The organism is Bradyrhizobium brasilense (assembly GCF_029714345.1).
GTDB classification, from domain to species: domain Bacteria; phylum Pseudomonadota; class Alphaproteobacteria; order Rhizobiales; family Xanthobacteraceae; genus Bradyrhizobium; species Bradyrhizobium australafricanum.
The window spans coordinates 1,543,853-1,558,978 of sequence record NZ_CP121669.1 but is presented as its reverse complement, the minus strand read 5'-3'; the positions used below and the strand labels follow the sequence as shown (position 1 = coordinate 1,558,978).

Annotated in this window: 15 protein-coding genes; 2 read left to right on the top strand and 13 right to left on the bottom strand. The window is 64.0% G+C overall.

The window, feature by feature from the left end:
* The first annotated feature begins 52 nt into the window (after positions 1-52).
* Positions 53-511, top strand: coding sequence for a MarR family winged helix-turn-helix transcriptional regulator (locus QA635_RS07075; protein WP_283068105.1), 459 nt, complete (start codon positions 53-55; stop codon positions 509-511).
* Between the two features lie 73 nt (positions 512-584).
* Here QA635_RS07075 and QA635_RS07070 read toward each other — a convergent pair whose 3' ends face one another.
* From QA635_RS07070 to QA635_RS07020, 11 genes are all read right to left on the bottom strand, one after another.
* Complete coding sequence (locus QA635_RS07070) at positions 585-1,757, bottom strand: thiolase family protein (protein WP_057017940.1); 1,173 nt, start codon at positions 1,755-1,757, stop codon at positions 585-587.
* Positions 1,758-2,032: 275 nt separating this feature from the next.
* Positions 2,033-3,622, bottom strand: coding sequence for a phosphoglycerate dehydrogenase (gene serA / locus QA635_RS07065; protein ID WP_050382772.1), 1,590 nt, complete (start codon positions 3,620-3,622; stop codon positions 2,033-2,035).
* 209 nt (positions 3,623-3,831) lie between these two features.
* Entirely contained in the window at positions 3,832-5,004 is a 1,173-nt protein-coding gene (locus tag QA635_RS07060; protein WP_283068104.1) for a phosphoserine transaminase, read from the bottom strand.
* 78 nt (positions 5,005-5,082) lie between these two features.
* A complete protein-coding gene (locus QA635_RS07055) occupies positions 5,083-5,295 on the bottom strand; it encodes a hypothetical protein (protein ID WP_283068103.1) in 213 nt (70 codons plus the stop codon).
* A gap of 168 nt (positions 5,296-5,463) precedes the next feature.
* The gene (locus QA635_RS07050) at positions 5,464-5,934 is read right to left on the bottom strand and encodes a GNAT family N-acetyltransferase (protein ID WP_283068102.1); all 471 of its coding nucleotides are present in this window, start codon (positions 5,932-5,934) and stop codon (positions 5,464-5,466) included.
* Between the two features lie 18 nt (positions 5,935-5,952).
* Complete coding sequence (locus QA635_RS07045; RefSeq protein WP_283068101.1) at positions 5,953-6,543, bottom strand: glutathione S-transferase family protein; 591 nt, start codon at positions 6,541-6,543, stop codon at positions 5,953-5,955.
* 81 nt (positions 6,544-6,624) lie between these two features.
* Positions 6,625-7,509, bottom strand: coding sequence for an outer membrane protein (locus QA635_RS07040; protein ID WP_229190707.1), 885 nt, complete (start codon positions 7,507-7,509; stop codon positions 6,625-6,627).
* A 201-nt stretch (positions 7,510-7,710) separates the two neighbouring features.
* Complete coding sequence (locus QA635_RS07035) at positions 7,711-8,559, bottom strand: outer membrane protein (RefSeq protein ID WP_283068100.1); 849 nt, start codon at positions 8,557-8,559, stop codon at positions 7,711-7,713.
* 301 nt (positions 8,560-8,860) lie between these two features.
* Positions 8,861-10,111, bottom strand: a complete 1,251-nt coding sequence (locus QA635_RS07030) for an MFS transporter (protein WP_283068099.1) — start codon at positions 10,109-10,111, stop codon at positions 8,861-8,863.
* Between the two features lie 312 nt (positions 10,112-10,423).
* On the bottom strand, positions 10,424-11,770 hold the full coding sequence (glmM, locus tag QA635_RS07025; RefSeq protein WP_016846677.1) for a phosphoglucosamine mutase: 1,347 nt from the start codon (positions 11,768-11,770) through the stop codon (positions 10,424-10,426).
* Between the two features lie 216 nt (positions 11,771-11,986).
* Positions 11,987-12,166: a hypothetical protein gene (locus QA635_RS07020; protein ID WP_253606882.1), complete on the bottom strand. Its 180-nt coding sequence runs from the start codon at positions 12,164-12,166 to the stop codon at positions 11,987-11,989.
* 141 nt (positions 12,167-12,307) lie between these two features.
* Here QA635_RS07020 and QA635_RS07015 point away from each other — a divergent pair, with 141 nt between their 5' ends.
* Positions 12,308-13,444, top strand: a complete 1,137-nt coding sequence (locus QA635_RS07015) for an alpha-hydroxy acid oxidase (protein ID WP_028340554.1) — start codon at positions 12,308-12,310, stop codon at positions 13,442-13,444.
* 173 nt (positions 13,445-13,617) lie between these two features.
* Here QA635_RS07015 and QA635_RS07010 read toward each other — a convergent pair whose 3' ends face one another.
* Both QA635_RS07010 and QA635_RS07005 read right to left on the bottom strand, forming a co-directional pair.
* Positions 13,618-14,226, bottom strand: a complete 609-nt coding sequence (locus QA635_RS07010; RefSeq protein ID WP_283068098.1) for a single stranded DNA-binding domain-containing protein — start codon at positions 14,224-14,226, stop codon at positions 13,618-13,620.
* A 260-nt stretch (positions 14,227-14,486) separates the two neighbouring features.
* A complete protein-coding gene (locus QA635_RS07005) occupies positions 14,487-15,065 on the bottom strand; it encodes a hypothetical protein (RefSeq protein ID WP_283071490.1) in 579 nt (192 codons plus the stop codon).
* Positions 15,066-15,126 lie beyond the last annotated feature (61 nt).

The window sequence follows — 15,126 nt, the reverse complement described above, 5'->3', positions numbered from 1 at the left end:
TATTGCCATTAGGTGCATATGCATGTATCTGTCAAGTCCATCGGAGGCAGCGATGACGAAAGCGGAATCCAGCCGGTGTAATCTCACGGCGTTGCGCAAGGCGACGCGGCGGGTGTCGCAGCTCTACGATCAGGTCCTTGCGACATCCGGCCTGCGCGGCACGCAACGGGCGATTCTGGTCTATGTCAGGCGGTCGGGCGCGCCGACGATGGGCGAGCTTGCCGCAGCCCTGGTGCTCGACCGCACCGCGCTCAACCACAACCTCAAGCCGCTCGAGCGCGACGGTCTGTTGACCATCACCGTCGACAAGAACGACCGCCGCAGCCGGCTGGTGCGGCTCACCAAGCGCGGCGAAGCCAGGCTCGAGGACTCACAGGCCGCGTGGCTCAAGGCGCAGGAGCGTTTCGAGACCGCCTTTGGCGCAAGGCAGGCCGCCGATCTCAGGCAGACGCTCGAACTGATTGCCTCGCTCGAGTTTGACGAGCGCGCGCTCACCTCACCGGCGAGCTAGCCGGCTCCAAAAGAAAAGCGGCCCGGCGTTACCGCCGGGCCGCTCATTCGCACACGATCAGTGTCGATCGCGCTTAGCTGTAGATTTCGAACAGGCCGGCGCCGCCCTGGCCGCCGCCGATGCACATGGTCACGACGCCCCACTTGGCCTTGCGGCGACGGCCTTCCTGCAGCAGGTGGCCGGTGAGCCGGGCGCCGGTCATGCCGAAGGGATGGCCGATCGCGATCGAGCCGCCATTGACGTTGTACTTCTCGGGATCGATGCCGAGCTGGTCGCGCGAATAGAGGCACTGGCTGGCGAACGCCTCGTTGAGCTCCCAGAGATCGATGTCGTCGACCTTCAGGCCGTGGCGCTTGAGCAGCTTCGGCACCGCAAACACCGGACCGATGCCCATCTCGTCGGGCTCGCAGCCGGCCGAGGCCCAGGCCACGAAGCGGCCGAGCGGATTGAGGCCGCGCTTCTCGGCGTCCTTGGCCTCCATCAGCACCACGGCGGCGGCGCCGTCGGAGAGCTGGCTGGCATTGCCGGCGGTGATGAACTTGCCCGGGCCCTTGACCGGCTCGAGCTTGGCGAGGCCCTCCAGCGTGGTCTCGGGGCGGTTGCACTCGTCGCGATCGACCACGTAGTCGACGATCGACTCGGCCTTGGTCGCCTTGTCGACCACCTTCATCTTGGTCTTCATCGGGACGATTTCGTCCTTGAACTTGTTGGCCTGCTGCGCGGCGGCCATGCGGCGCTGCGACTCCAGCGAATACTCGTCCTGGTATTCGCGGCTGAGCTTGTAGCGCTCGGCCACGATGTCGGCGGTATCGATCATCGCCATGAAGATGTCGGGCGCGGTCTTGAGCAACTCGGGATCGATCGATTCCTTCGGCGAGCCGCCGCCGGGAATCGAGATGCTCTCGACGCCGCCGGCGACGATGCAATCGGAGCCGTCGGAACGGATCGAGTTGGCGGCCATCGCGATGGTCTGCAGGCCCGACGAGCAGAAGCGGTTCACCGAGACGCCCGCGGTCGACTTCGGCAGGCCGGCGAGCAGCGCCGCCTGGCGGCCGATGTTCGGCGCGCCATGCGCGCAATTGCCGAGATAGCAATCCTCGACATATTCCTTGTCGACGCCGGCGCGGTCGACCGCGTGCTTGATGGCGTGCGCGGCGAGCGACATCGGCGGGGTAATGTTGAATCCGCCACGGCCGGACTTCGCCAGGCCGGTGCGCGCGTAGGAAACGATTACGGCTTCACGCATTGTTTTCTCCCTCTGAGATGACGGTCATTGTGGCGCGTCGTGGCCCGTTCGTACACATTTTTCGTCGGGCGCAACAGCAATACCGGACGTCCCGGAACAACAAACGCCGCCTCCGGGACCGGAGACGGCGTCATGTTCCGCAGATCGGAATTTGGATATGCTTGAGCGGTATCTTTGTTCGTCACGTCCGGGCGCGTCCCGGACGACGAGAACCGCTCAAACAACGTTTAAGACATCGGCGCCTTGAAACGTCGGCGGCTCAGAACGTCAGTGCCTCAGAACGTCAGTGCCTTGGCCTGCTTCACCTGCGGCAGCGTCTGTACCTTGGCGAGCAGCTCCGCCGGCACCGCGCCGTCGACCTCGACCAGCGCAATGGCGTCGCCGCCCTGCTTGACGCGGCCGAGATGGAAGGTCGCGATATTGATTTTCGCATCACCCAAGAGGCTCGCGAACGCGCCGATGAAGCCCGGCTTGTCCTCGTTGGTCACGTAGATCATCGACTTGCCGAACTCGGCATCGACGCGGATGCCCTTGATGTCGACGAGGCGCGGCTTGCCGTCGGCGTAAACGGTGCCGGACACCGAACGCTCCTGACGCTCGGTGGTGACGGTGACCGTGATCAGGCTTTCATAGTCGCTCTGTGCGGCGCGGACGACCTCGTCCACCACCATGCCGCGCTCCTTGGCGACGACCGGCGCCGAGACCACGTTGACCTCGCCCAGCATCGGCCGCAGCAGGCCCGACAGCACCGCCGAGGTGATCGCCTTGATCTTCATCTCGGCGACGTGGCCCTCATAGGTGATCTCTGTCTTGAGGATGCCGCTCTCGGTGAGCTGGCCGGCGAACGAGCCGAGCTTCTCGGCGAGCTCGATGAACGGCCTCAGCTTCGGCGCCTCTTCCGCGGTGATCGAGGGGAAGTTGACCGCGTTGGAAATGGCGCCCGACAACAAATAGTCCGACATCTGCTCGGCGACCTGCAACGCGACGTTTTCTTGCGCCTCGGTGGTGGAGGCGCCGAGATGCGGGGTGCAGATCACGTTGGGATGGCCGAACAGCACGTTCGAGGTCGCCGGCTCCTCGACGAACACGTCGAAGGCGGCGCCCGCGACATGCTTGGAATTCAGCGCGTCGACCAGCGCCTGCTCGTCGACCAGGCCGCCACGCGCACAGTTGATGATGCGCACGCCCTTCTTCATCTTGGCGATCGCGGCCGCATCGATCACGTTGCGGGTCTTCTCGGTCAGCGGCGTGTGCAGCGTGATGAAGTCGGCGCGCTTCAAGAGATCGTCGAGCTCGACCTTCTCGACGCCGATGTCCTTGGCGCGCTCCGGCGACAGGAACGGATCGAACGCGATCACCTTCATGCGCAGGCCGAGCGCGCGGTCGGCGACGATCGTGCCGATATTGCCGCAGCCGATCACGCCGAGGGTCTTGGCGGTGATTTCGACGCCCATGAAGCGGTTCTTCTCCCACTTGCCGGCCTGGGTCGAGGCGTCGGCCTGCGGGATCTCGCGCGCCAGCGCCAGCATCAGCGTGATCGCGTGCTCGGCGGTCGTGATCGAATTGCCGAACGGCGTATTCATCACGATGATACCCTTGGCGGTCGCGGCCGGGATCTCGACATTGTCGACGCCGATGCCGGCGCGGCCGATCACCTTGAGCCTGGTCGCCTTCTCGATGAGCTTGGCGGTCGCCTTGGTGGCCGAGCGGATCGCGAGGCCGTCGTAATTGCCGATGATCTCGGCGAGCTTTTCCTTGTCCTTGCCGAGGTTGGGCTGGAAGTCGACCTCGACGCCGCGATCCTTGAAGATCTGGACGGCGGCGGGAGACAGCGCGTCGGAAATCAGAACTTTGGGTTTTGTCATCTCGATTGTTCCTTTGCCCTGCCGCGGGCGGGTCTCCTGGACCGATCTGGTGAAGTCTCTGATCACTTCTCCCTCTCCCCGCTCTTGCGGGGAGAGGGTTGGGGTGAGGGCAGCCACGAGCGAGGAACAAGCCGAAAGGGCCCCTCACCCGGATCGCTGCGCGATCCGACCTCTCCCCATAAGAACGGGGAGAGGTGACAAGAGAAAACTTAAGCCGCCTTGGGCAACGCTGCCTTGGTCTCGGCAAACGCCCAGTCGATCCACTGCGTCAGCAGCTCGACGTCCTTTGCCTCGACGGTGGCGCCGCACCAGATCCGCAAACCGGCCGGCGCGTCGCGGTAATACGCGAAGTCGAAGCCAGCGTTCTCCTTCTCCACCAGCGCGACCAGCTTCTTGCAGAAGTCGGCCTGTGCGTCTGATGGAAGCGAGGTGATCGCGGGATCGGTGAACTTGAGGCACACCGAGGTGTTGGAGCGGATCGCGGGATCCTTGGCCAGGAAGTCGATCCAAGGCGTCTTCGCCTTCCAGTCGGCGAGCGCCTTGGTGTTGGCATCGGCGCGGGCGATCAGCGCCTTCAGGCCGCCGATCGACTTCGCCCAGTTCAACGCATCGAGATAGTCCTCGACGCAGAGCATCGACGGCGTGTTGATGGTCTCGCCCTCGAAGATGCCCTGGTTGAGCTTGCCGCCCTTGGTGAGGCGGAAGATCTTCGGCAGCGGCCAAGCCGGCTTGTAGGTCTCGAGCCGTTCCACCGCACGCGGCGACAGGATCAGCATCCCGTGCGCGGCTTCACCGCCGAGCGCCTTCTGCCAGGAGAAGGTGACGACATCGAGCTTGGCGAAATCGAGCGGCTGCGCGAAGGCGGCCGACGTCGCGTCGCAAATCGTCAGGCCTTCGCGATCCGCGCTGATCCAGTCAGCGTTCGGCACGCGCACACCCGAGGTGGTGCCGTTCCAGGTGAAGACGATATCCGACTTCGGATCGACCTTGGAGAGATCGGGGATTTCACCATAAGCCGCGTTGAGCTTGGTGACGTCCTTCAGCTTCAATTCCTTGACGATATCGCTGACCCAACCCTCGCCGAAGGATTCCCAGGCGAGCGTGGTGACGGGCCGCGCGCCGAGCAGCGACCACAGCGCCATCTCGACCGCGCCGGTGTCCGACGCCGGCACGATGCCGATCTTGTAATCGGCGGGCACCTCAAGCACCTCGCGCGTCAAGTCGATCGCGAGCTTGAGCTTGGCCTTGCCGACTTTCGCACGATGCGAGCGGCCGAGGGCGGCGTCCTTGAGATTGTTGGGGTTCCAGCCGGGGCGCTTGGCACAGGGGCCGGAGGAAAAATGCGGCACTTCGGGCCGCGAAGCGGGCTTCGCTGCAGTCATAGTCTACCCTTCCAGATAGCTGCCTCTCGGTGGGGAGAGGTTTCCCGCGGTCGGGGATAGTGGAAAGGTACCCAAACGTCAAGAAAGTTCAGACTCGTCTGGAACAATCCGGGCATCACGGCTGATTGATGGGGCATCCTCGATCTGCTGGATCGTCTCCTGATCGAGCAAATCTGCCGCCAGAGTCATGATCTTAACCGCCCTGCGCCGGCTCGATACTTTCAGAATGCGCTTTTCGCCGGCCTGCACGATGTATTCGTTGCCGACCCGCACGATCGAATAATCCGACATTCCAATCCCCAGTTGCCCGCCGCCCCGTGGGAGACGTCCGACATACCGGACTCGTTCCGGTCCGTAAAATCACGGAGACCGGCTTAGTTTATTGGCTGTTAACCGGATCGCAGACTATCCGCTGCTTCAGGTATTGGCGGGTAGATGGCACAACTTATTGCACGCGATTCAAAAGCGAATCGTCATCCCGACATGGCTGCGCGCGAACCCGAGCCGTTCATAGAAGCGCTGCGCATCGACCCGCGTCTGATGCGTCAGCAACTCGACGAGCATGCAGCCTCGCGCGCGCGCCTCCGTGACTGCCCACTGCACGAGCTTCTCGCCGATGCCGCGGCTGCGGCGATGCTTTGCGACACGAACATCCTCGAGCAGGCCGCGCGAGCCGCCCTGCGAGCTGATGCCCGGCAGAACCGCAAGCTGCAGACAGCCGACGACGACGCCCTCTCCATCGACGGCGACGACGAGCTGCAAATTGGGATCGCGCTCGACCCGCGCGAAGGCCTCGTAATAGCTTTGCGGCAACGGATCCTCGATCCGCTCGCGCGCACTGCCGAGCGGATCGTCCGCAAGCATGCCGACGATGACGGCGACGTCTTCGCGGCGGGCGCGGCGGATCGTGATGGATGAAGCTTCAGTCATGGCGGCATTCACCCGAGGTCAGCGGACCGGCGGCAGCGCGAGCACGCGCTCGGCGTCGGCGATCCAGCGACGAACCACGGGATAGCGCGCGAGCTCGAGGCCGCCATCCTCCGCGACACGCGTATAGGCGAGCAGCGAGACGTCGGCGAGCGAGAACGCGTCTCCGACCAAAAATTGCGTCCCCGCCAGATGCCGCTCCAGATGATCGAGCGCGACATAGCCGCGCTTGATGAGATTCGGATCGATCTCCGAGATGGCCTTACCGAGATACACGGCCTGAAAGCGGCAGACGGCCACATAAGGCTCATGGCTGTTCTGCTCCCAGAACATCCAGGCATCCATCTGCGCCGCGCGATAGGGATCGCTCGGGATCAGGTCGCTGCCGCGCGCGAGATAGCGGATGATGGCGTTGGATTGGGCCAGCGTGCGGCCGTCATCCAGCTCCACCGTCGGCACCTGGCCCCAGCCGTTTCGCTTGAGGAATTCCGCGGTCCGGCTGCCGCCTTTCATGGTGTCGATCTCGACCCATGTGTACGGCAGCGCCAGCCTGTCGCACACCCATTTCACCTTCAGGCAGTTGCCTGAATTGGCGTCGCCGTAGATTTTCATGTGATCGCGCTCCGACCGTGTGGCGACAGAGCAGCAGTCGCTCCCCGGTCTGTCAACCGTCGCCGGCTGCGGCAGCGGCGATCAGAACTTGTAGCCGGCGCCGACCCGGAAGCTGTTCATGTCGACGGCGATATTCTTGACCGCCGCGAAGCGCACATATTCCCACTCGCCGCGGAGGAACAACCCGCCGACCACGCAATATTCAAGCCCGAGGCCCGCGGTCCAGCCGACCGCATAGTTGTTCACCCGCTGCTCCGTCTGGGCGGCGCTGCCTGAGCCCAGGTAGTCGTTATGCTGAATTGTAACGGTGTTGTTGCCGACCGTCTGGGTCTCGGCCCAGGCATCGTACTTGTCAAACGACACCGTCGCCGAACGCGACACGGACATGCGTCCCACCGCAACACCGCCGAACATGTAAGGCAGGAAGTTGCCTGCCGCCCATCCGGCGCGTCCACGGAAGGTCGTGACGTCCTTGACCTGTAAGGCGGCGCTGCCCGACAACGTAGTGTTGTAGGTGTAGGTGTGCCCGCTCGGAGGAGTCTCGCCCTTGGGATTCACGATCTGCCGCGTCATCGAGTCGCCCGCCGAACTTTCGAGGCCGTTCAGGTAATTGTAGTTGGCCTCGACGCCGAGCACGACGTCGTCCCATTGCCAGTTGCGGCCGACGAACGCGCCGAATCCGTTGCTCTGCGCATGGTTCTTCGGCAGCAGGGCCCAACCCGAAACCGGGTCGGCCAGAACGCTCTCGCGCAGCATGAAGGAGGTCATCGCGCTTGGCGCGTGGCTGAAATCGATGTCGCCGGAGGAATAGCCGATCTGGCCGCCGACGTACCATCCTTCCCAGTTCCCGCTCCTGCTCGGTGCATCGACATAGGAGCCGCGCAGGATCGGAAAGTCCGGCAGGTCGGCAGCCTGCGCGCCGGTCACCGTTCCAATCATCATCGCCGCCAGCACCAACCTACGCATTGCAACGCTCCATCCACCGCACCGATTTCGCGTTGATCATCGCCTGTTAACCTTAACCAATCGTTGTCGCCGCCCGTTTTCGAGCACGCAAGTTGCAGAAGTGCGCGACATGACGCGGCAAGTTCGCGACATGACGCGGCAAAGAAAAACGGCGCGGGATGGTCCCGCGCCGTTGCAATCGTTAACCGTGAAGGCCCGAAATTAACCCTTGCGGATCAGCGGCGGCGGAGGCGGCGGCGGCACGTCGCAGCACGGCAAGTTGAAGCGCACGCCGAGCTTCACGTCCTGCGAGGTGATGTCGCGGTACTGGAAGCTCGAGGGACCGGCCGGCGTGCCGTCGAAGAAGTGACCTTGGCCGTGGGCGGCAGTGCCCATGTCGAGGTAGCGATAGGCCAGTTCAACCGTGAAGTTGTTGGTGACCTTGTAGGCGACACCGGCATGCAGCGCCCAGGCGAAGTTGGTCTTGGTGGCGCCATCGGCGATGAAGGAGCTGGTGAGGCCCGACCCGCTCGGGAACGTCGCGACGTCGGAGAAGGCCGAGGTCTTGATTGTCGCGGCACCGACACCGGCACCGATGAACGGGGTCAAGCAGCCCCAGGTGCCGAGATCAGCGTAGACGTTGACGAGGCCAACCCAGCTCTGGATGCCGCCATGATAGGCGTCGCTCAGCGGGCTGGGCCCGGGGAACGTGAAGAAATCGGTGCCGTTGAAGCTCACCTTCGAGCGATACTCACCGGTGATGTCGGCACGGAACCAGTTGTTGAACTGATAGCCGACGCCGATGCCGTAGAGCACGCCGCCGTCGAAGCCGTGGCCATACTGGTTGAAGGCGGTGCCGGCCGGCAGTGTGTCGTAGGCGTTGACGTGCAGCTTGGCCTGGGTGTTGGTCATGCCGATGTCGCCGCGCAGATACCAGCCGCCGAAGTCCTGGACCGGCGGAGGAGCATACGCCATCGGAGGCGGCGGCATGATGGGCATGTCGGCGGCGAACGCCGCCGAGGACAACAGAGATGCCGCACCGGCGGCAATCAGGGTCTTTACGCTACGCATTGGCTTCGTCCTTTTGGGCCAAGTGAGGCGACACGAAAGCCCCACGTCTGAAACTCACGGCCCGGACGATGGCAGGAAATGTTTAAGCGGCACTTAACCCTAATTTTTAAGGTTGATTTTCTCTCACCTTAATCTGCGGCTGTCGCTTATGGGTCCATAAATGACGCAGGTTAGGGACGAAACATCGCGATCCCGCCACAAGTGCTAATGAAGCGTTGACGCATCCGCGCCGTTCGCAGGGCATGCGAGCCGCGTGTGTTAGCGAATGCTTAATGCGGACGCCGCGTCCGCGGCCGAGCGTTCAGCGCACGGCCTTCGGCATCTTTGGTAGGAACACCGCGAGCAGGCCGATCGCCGGCAGGAAGGAGCACAGCTGATAGACGAAGGCGATCGAGGTGTGGTCGGCGAGCTTGCCGAGCACGGCGGCGCCGAGACCGCCGATCCCGAACGCGACGCCGAAGAACACGCCGGAGATCATGCCGAAGCGATGCGGCATCAATTCCTGCGCGAACACGATGATCGCCGACGTCGCCGACGAGATGATCAAACCGATCACGACCGTCAGCACGGCGCTGGCGAACAGGCCGGCATAGGGCAGCGCCAGCGTGAACGGCAGCGCGCCGAGGATCGAGAACCAGATCACGTATTTGCGGCCGAAGCGGTCGCCGAGCGGGCCGCCGATGAACGCGCCCGCGGCGTTGGCGGCAAGGAAGATGAACAGATAGAGCTGCGCCGCCTGCGTCGAGACGCCGAACCGATCGATTAGATAGAAGATGTAGTAGCTCGACAGGCTCGAGACATAGAGCTGCTTGGAGAACAGCAGCGCGACCAGCACGGTGAGCGCGATCCTCACGCGCCGCTGATCCGGATGGTCGGGATGCCGCGCGACGGCGGCCGCCTTCTTGCCCGATATCTGCGGCTTGTACCAGACGCCGATGCGCCAGAGGATCACGATGGCAAGGAACGCGATCGAGGAGAACCAGGCGATCGAGGGCTGGCCGAACGGCACCACGATCAGTGCTGCGAGCACCGGTCCCATCGAGGTGCCGAAACTGCCGCCGAGCTGGAACACCGATTGCGCGAAACCGTAACGTCCGCCTGACGCCAGCCGCGCGATGCGCGACGATTCCGGGTGGAACACCGCGGAGCCGAGGCCGACCAGCGAAGCCGCGATCAGGATCACCCCATAGGCGTGCGCAACGCTGAGCAGCAGCAGCCCGAAGAAGGTGAAGCCCATGCCGATCGCAAGCGAGAACGGCTGCGCCTTCTTGTCGGTGAAATGCCCGACCAGCGGCTGCAGCAGCGACGCCGTGAACTGGAACGCCAGCGTGATCATGCCGATCTGCGCGAAGTCGAGCGCGTAATTGTCCTTCAGGATCGGATAGACCGAGGCGATCAGCGACTGCATCGTGTCGTTGAGGAAGTGCGAGAAGCTGATGCCGGCAAGCACGACATAGGCCGGCCCCGCAGCTGCGGTGACCTTCACGGCCGTCAGCTCCGGCACCGGCACCGGCTCGCCCAGCGCCTGTTTGCTCACGACGGGTTTGTTCAATGCAGCATTCCCGGACAGATTCGCAAAAATACCTCCGTGTCGTACGACGCGGAGGTGAGGCAAACCAGTTGCGTTAGCCGATGGCAGCGATGCGCTGTGGGGTCAGCCGGCGGCCCAACTCTATCCCCGTCACCCTGAGGAGCGCCAACGGGTCCGCGCAAAGCGCGGCCCGATGACAGGCTCCGCGCGTCTCGAAGGGTCGACGGCCCGGCGCTCGCCACATTGCGACAACGGGCCGAGCATCCTTCGAGACGCGCGCAAGGGCGCGCTCCTCAGGATGACGGATCACGAGCTGACGAGGCCGGACGGAGCTTAAGCCGCGGCGGCGTGGCCGAGTGCGCTGACGATGTTGTCGACGACCTCTTCCACCAGGATACGATCGTCGCCCTCGCCCATGACGCGGATCACCGGCTCGGTGCCGGAGGGGCGGATCAACAGACGGCCATGGCCGTTGAGGCGCTTCTCGCCGTCGGTGATCGCGGACTTGACCTCGGCGTCGTCGAGCGGCTTGCCGCTGCGGTAGCGCACGTTCTTCAGGATTTGCGGCAACGGGTCGAAACGCCGGCAGATCTCCGACACCGGGCGGCGCAGCTTCTGCACCACCGCCAGCACCTGCAGCGCCGCGACGAAACCGTCGCCGGTGGTCGAATAGTCCGACATGATGATATGGCCCGACGGCTCGCCGCCGAGATTGTAGCCGCCGCTCAGCATCTGCTCGAGCACATAGCGGTCGCCGACCGGCGTGCGGACCATCTGCAGCCCGAGGCCCTGCAGGAAGCGCTCCAGCCCGAGATTGGACATCACGGTCGTGACGATGCCGGGCTTGGCGAGGCGCCCCTCCTCCTTCCAGCTCTGCGCGATCACCGCGAGCAGCTGGTCGCCGTCGACGATGTGGCCGCGCTCGTCGACCAGGATGACGCGATCGGCATCGCCGTCGAGCGCGATGCCGATGTCGGCGCGCATCTCGCGCACCTTCCGCGATAGCGCTTCCGGCGAGGTGGAGCCGCATTCCTTGTTGATGTTGAAGCCGTCGGGTTCGACCCCGATCGGCACCACGTCGGCACCGAGCTCCCACAGCGCTTCCGGCACCACCTTGTAGGCGGCGCCATTGGCGCAATCGACCACGACGCGCAGGCCGTCGAGCGAGAGATCGCGCGGCAGCGTGCGCTTGGCGAATTCGATGTAGCGGTCATGGACGCCGTCGATGCGGCGGGCGCGGCCGAGGCTCGCGCTCTGCGCCAGGCGGCGGTCGAGCGATTCGTCGAGCAGCTGCTCGATCTGCTTCTCGACATCGTCGGACAGCTTGAAGCCCTGCGGGCCGAACAGCTTGATGCCGTTGTCTTCAAAAAGATTATGCGACGCCGAGATCATGACACCGAGATCGGCGCGCATCGACTTGGTGAGCATCGCGATCGCCGGGGTCGGCATCGGGCCGACCAGCAGCACGTCCATACCGACCGAGGTGAAGCCCGCGACCATCGCGTATTCGATCATGTAGCCGGACAGCCGCGTGTCCTTGCCGATCACGACGCGATGGCGATGATCGCCACGCTGAAACACCAACCCTGCGGCCTGCCCCACCTTGAGCGCGAGCTCCGGCGTGATCAGCCCATTGGCACGGCCCCGAATTCCATCGGTCCCGAAATATTTGCGGCTCATGTAACCCCCAACACGGACCTCTCGAACCACCCGGCGAGAGAGTCCTGAACGCCTACCAGTCTAGCGTGCATCGGCCTTATAGACTGCCAGGCGCTAAAAGGACTTCAAAAAATATGATGAATCATTACCGGGGCTAAACCCCGTGCCTCTACATTAAGGCACTGAAAGATATAACATTATTACTCTTTCGGCAACCTGGGGAACGAACGTCGTCCCCTACCCTTTGCCGGTGCGCTTGACGTGCTGGTCGCCCTTGGTAGGGGCCGGCTGAGTGACATTGACGGGGTCGGAACCGGGAAACGTCTCCTCCAGCCCCTCCTCCAGGGCCTCGTCGAGCCGGCGCTTCTCGGCGTTCTCGTCTGCTTTTGCTTTCGGTTTGGAGCCTGATTGGGTCATCGCGCTCTCCCATCCGTCTTCGATTTGGCAGCTCCCCCATCCATGCTAGATGACGGCAAGATCGAACACCCGCAAGACTTGCTGCCTAAACAAGGCTCGCGACATCGAACTTGCGACACAGAAGAAGGGCCGGGACCGTCCATGAAGCACATTACCTGCATCGAAGATCTGCGCCAGCTGCACAAGCGCCGGGTGCCGAAGGCGTTTTTCGATTATGCGGACCGCGGCTCCTACACCGAGGATACGCTGCGCGCGAATTCGGAAGATCTGCAGCAGATCAAGTTCCGCCAGCGCATCCTGGTCGATGTGTCCAAGCGCACCCTGGCGACCACGATCCTCGGCGAGCCGGCCGCGATGCCGCTGATCCTGGCGCCGGTCGGCCTGCTCGGCATGCAGCATGGCGACGGCGAGATCTATGCCTGCCGCGCCGCGCAGGCGGCCGGCATTCCCTTCACCCAGAGCACGATGTCGATCTGCTCGATCGAGGACATCGCGGCCGCCGTCGACAAGCCGTTCTGGTTCCAGCTCTACGTCATGAAGGACCGCGGCTTCATCAAGTCGCTGATCGAGCGCGCGATCGCCGCGAAATGCTCGGCGCTGGTGTTGACCGTCGACCTGCAGGTGATCGGCCAGCGCCACCAGGACATCAAGAACGGCATGACGGTGCCGCCGGAATGGTCGCTGTCGAAGCTGATCGACTTCGCGACCAAGCCCGCCTGGGTGTCCGGCGTGCTGCAAGGCAAGCGCCGAACCTTCGGCAACATTGCCGGCCACGTCAAAGGCACCGAGGATCTGACGAAACTGTCGGAATGGACCGCCTCGCAGTTCGACACCTCGCTGAGCTGGAAGGACATCGACTGGATCCGCAGCATCTGGCCGGGCAAGCTGATCCTTAAAGGCATCCTCGACGTCGAGGACGCCGAGCTTGCCGCCAAGACCGGCGCGCAGGCGATCGTGGTCTCCAACCATGGCGGCCGCCAGCTCGACGGCGCGCCGTCCTCGATCGAGGTGCTGCCGGAGATCGTCGATGAGGTCGGCTCGAAGCTCGAGATCATGTTCGACGGCGGCATCCGCACCGGCATGGACGTGATGCGGGCGCTCGCGCTCGGCGCGAAGTCCTGCATGATCGGCCGCGCCTATGCCTATGGCCTCGGCGCCGGCGGCCAGGAAGGCGTCGCCAAGGCGATCGATATCCTGGGCAAGGAGCTCACCACCACGATGGGGCTGTGCGGCGTCAACACCATCGCCGAGATCGACGATCACGTGCTGGCGGTCTAGCCGCCGGCGCCATCCCGTCCACAAGCGTCGTCCCGGCGAAAGCCGGGACCCATAACCACAGCCGTACGAAACTAGAACACGGCTGTGGCCCCAGCCCTCTCAACAAACCACCATCGGTGGTTATGGGTCCCGGCGTTCGCCGGGACGACGTGTTGAGAGAGGTGCGCTTCGCCTCACATCGGCGGCGCAATCCCGTCGCGGCCGACATTAACGCGGTTGGCTTCCAGCGTGCCGTCATCCTTCTTCAGCGCGCCGAAGATGATGATCTTGGCGCCCGGCTTCAGCTCCGACTTGTCGCCGGCGACGAAGGTGACGACCGGGGTGCCCGGCGGCACCACGACTTTCTTCTCGCCGTCCTTGTACTTCACCGTGATGTTCTGGCCGTCGGTGCCCTTCACGGTCTCGGCGACGGTGGCGTTGGTCATGGTCGAGTTGGCGCGCAGGTCCCACGGGCGGAAGCCTTCGGCGGCGCCGCGCTGGTTCTCCGGGAAGATGTGAACCGCGATCGCCTTCTGCGTTCCGTCGGGCTCGGGCATCGCGGTAACGCCGATATAGGAACCGGACTTGATCTCCGACAGATCGGTCTTGGCGACGCCGAACACCGCGACGTTGTCGGTGGTCCGCACCTTCATGTCGGCGCCGTCGCGCGACTTGATCGACAGCATGGCGCCGTCGACGGCCTCGATGGTGCCGCGGATGCGCACCGCCGGCGGCTGCTGCGCGGATGCAGCCGAGGCAAAGGCAACAAGAAGCAATGCGGCGAACAGCGTCGATTTCGGCATGGTGTCCCTCATGGGTTGGGCTGGCGAATCAGGGAACACCGGGGAGTTGAAGGTATTCCGTGCGGCTACCTCCCGTTCGCGGGAAAGGTGACCGTTCAACAACTACGGACCGGATGAGGGGGCCGTTACTGCGATAACGGACAGGTGATGCGTTTGCATGTTCTGCCGTAGCCCGGATGGAGCGGAGCGCAATCCGGGGACCGCCTTCCTGGGAAGATTCCCGGATTTCGCTCCGCTCCATCCGGGCTACGCGCTGCGCGTCACATCGGCGGCGTAAGCCCGTCACGGCCGACGCTGACGCGATCGGTTTCGAGCGAGCCGTCCGGCAGTTTCTTCATGAAAGCGATGACCTTGGCGCCGGCCTTCAGGTCCGCCTTGTCGCCGGGAACATAGGTCACGACCGGCGTATCGGGTGCGACCTCCACCTTCTTCTCGCCGTCCTTGTATTTGACCAGCAATGTGTGGCCGTCATTGCTGACGACGGATTGCGCGACGGTCGCATTGGTCATGCTGCTGTTCGGCTTCAGATCGTAGGGCCGCGAGCCTTCGCCGGTGCCGCGCATGTTCTCCGGGAAGACGTGCACCTCGACCGCCTTCGGCGTGCCGTCGGGGCCGGGCACGGTGGTCGTGCCGATGAAGGAACCGACCTTGATGTCGGACAGCGCGATCTTGGTGAGACCGAGCACCACCATGTTGCCTGCCATGTGCAGCTTGACGTCCTCGCCGCTGCGCGACTTCACCGCGAGCGTATCGCCATCGACGCTCTCGACGGTTCCACGCACCCGCGTCGGCGTCGGCGGCTGCTGCGCAAGCGCATAAAGCGTGGATGCCGTCACCATCGCGAGCGCGATGCACGGACGAATGAGATGGGAACGGCTGGCAGGCATGGTGATCTCCGGG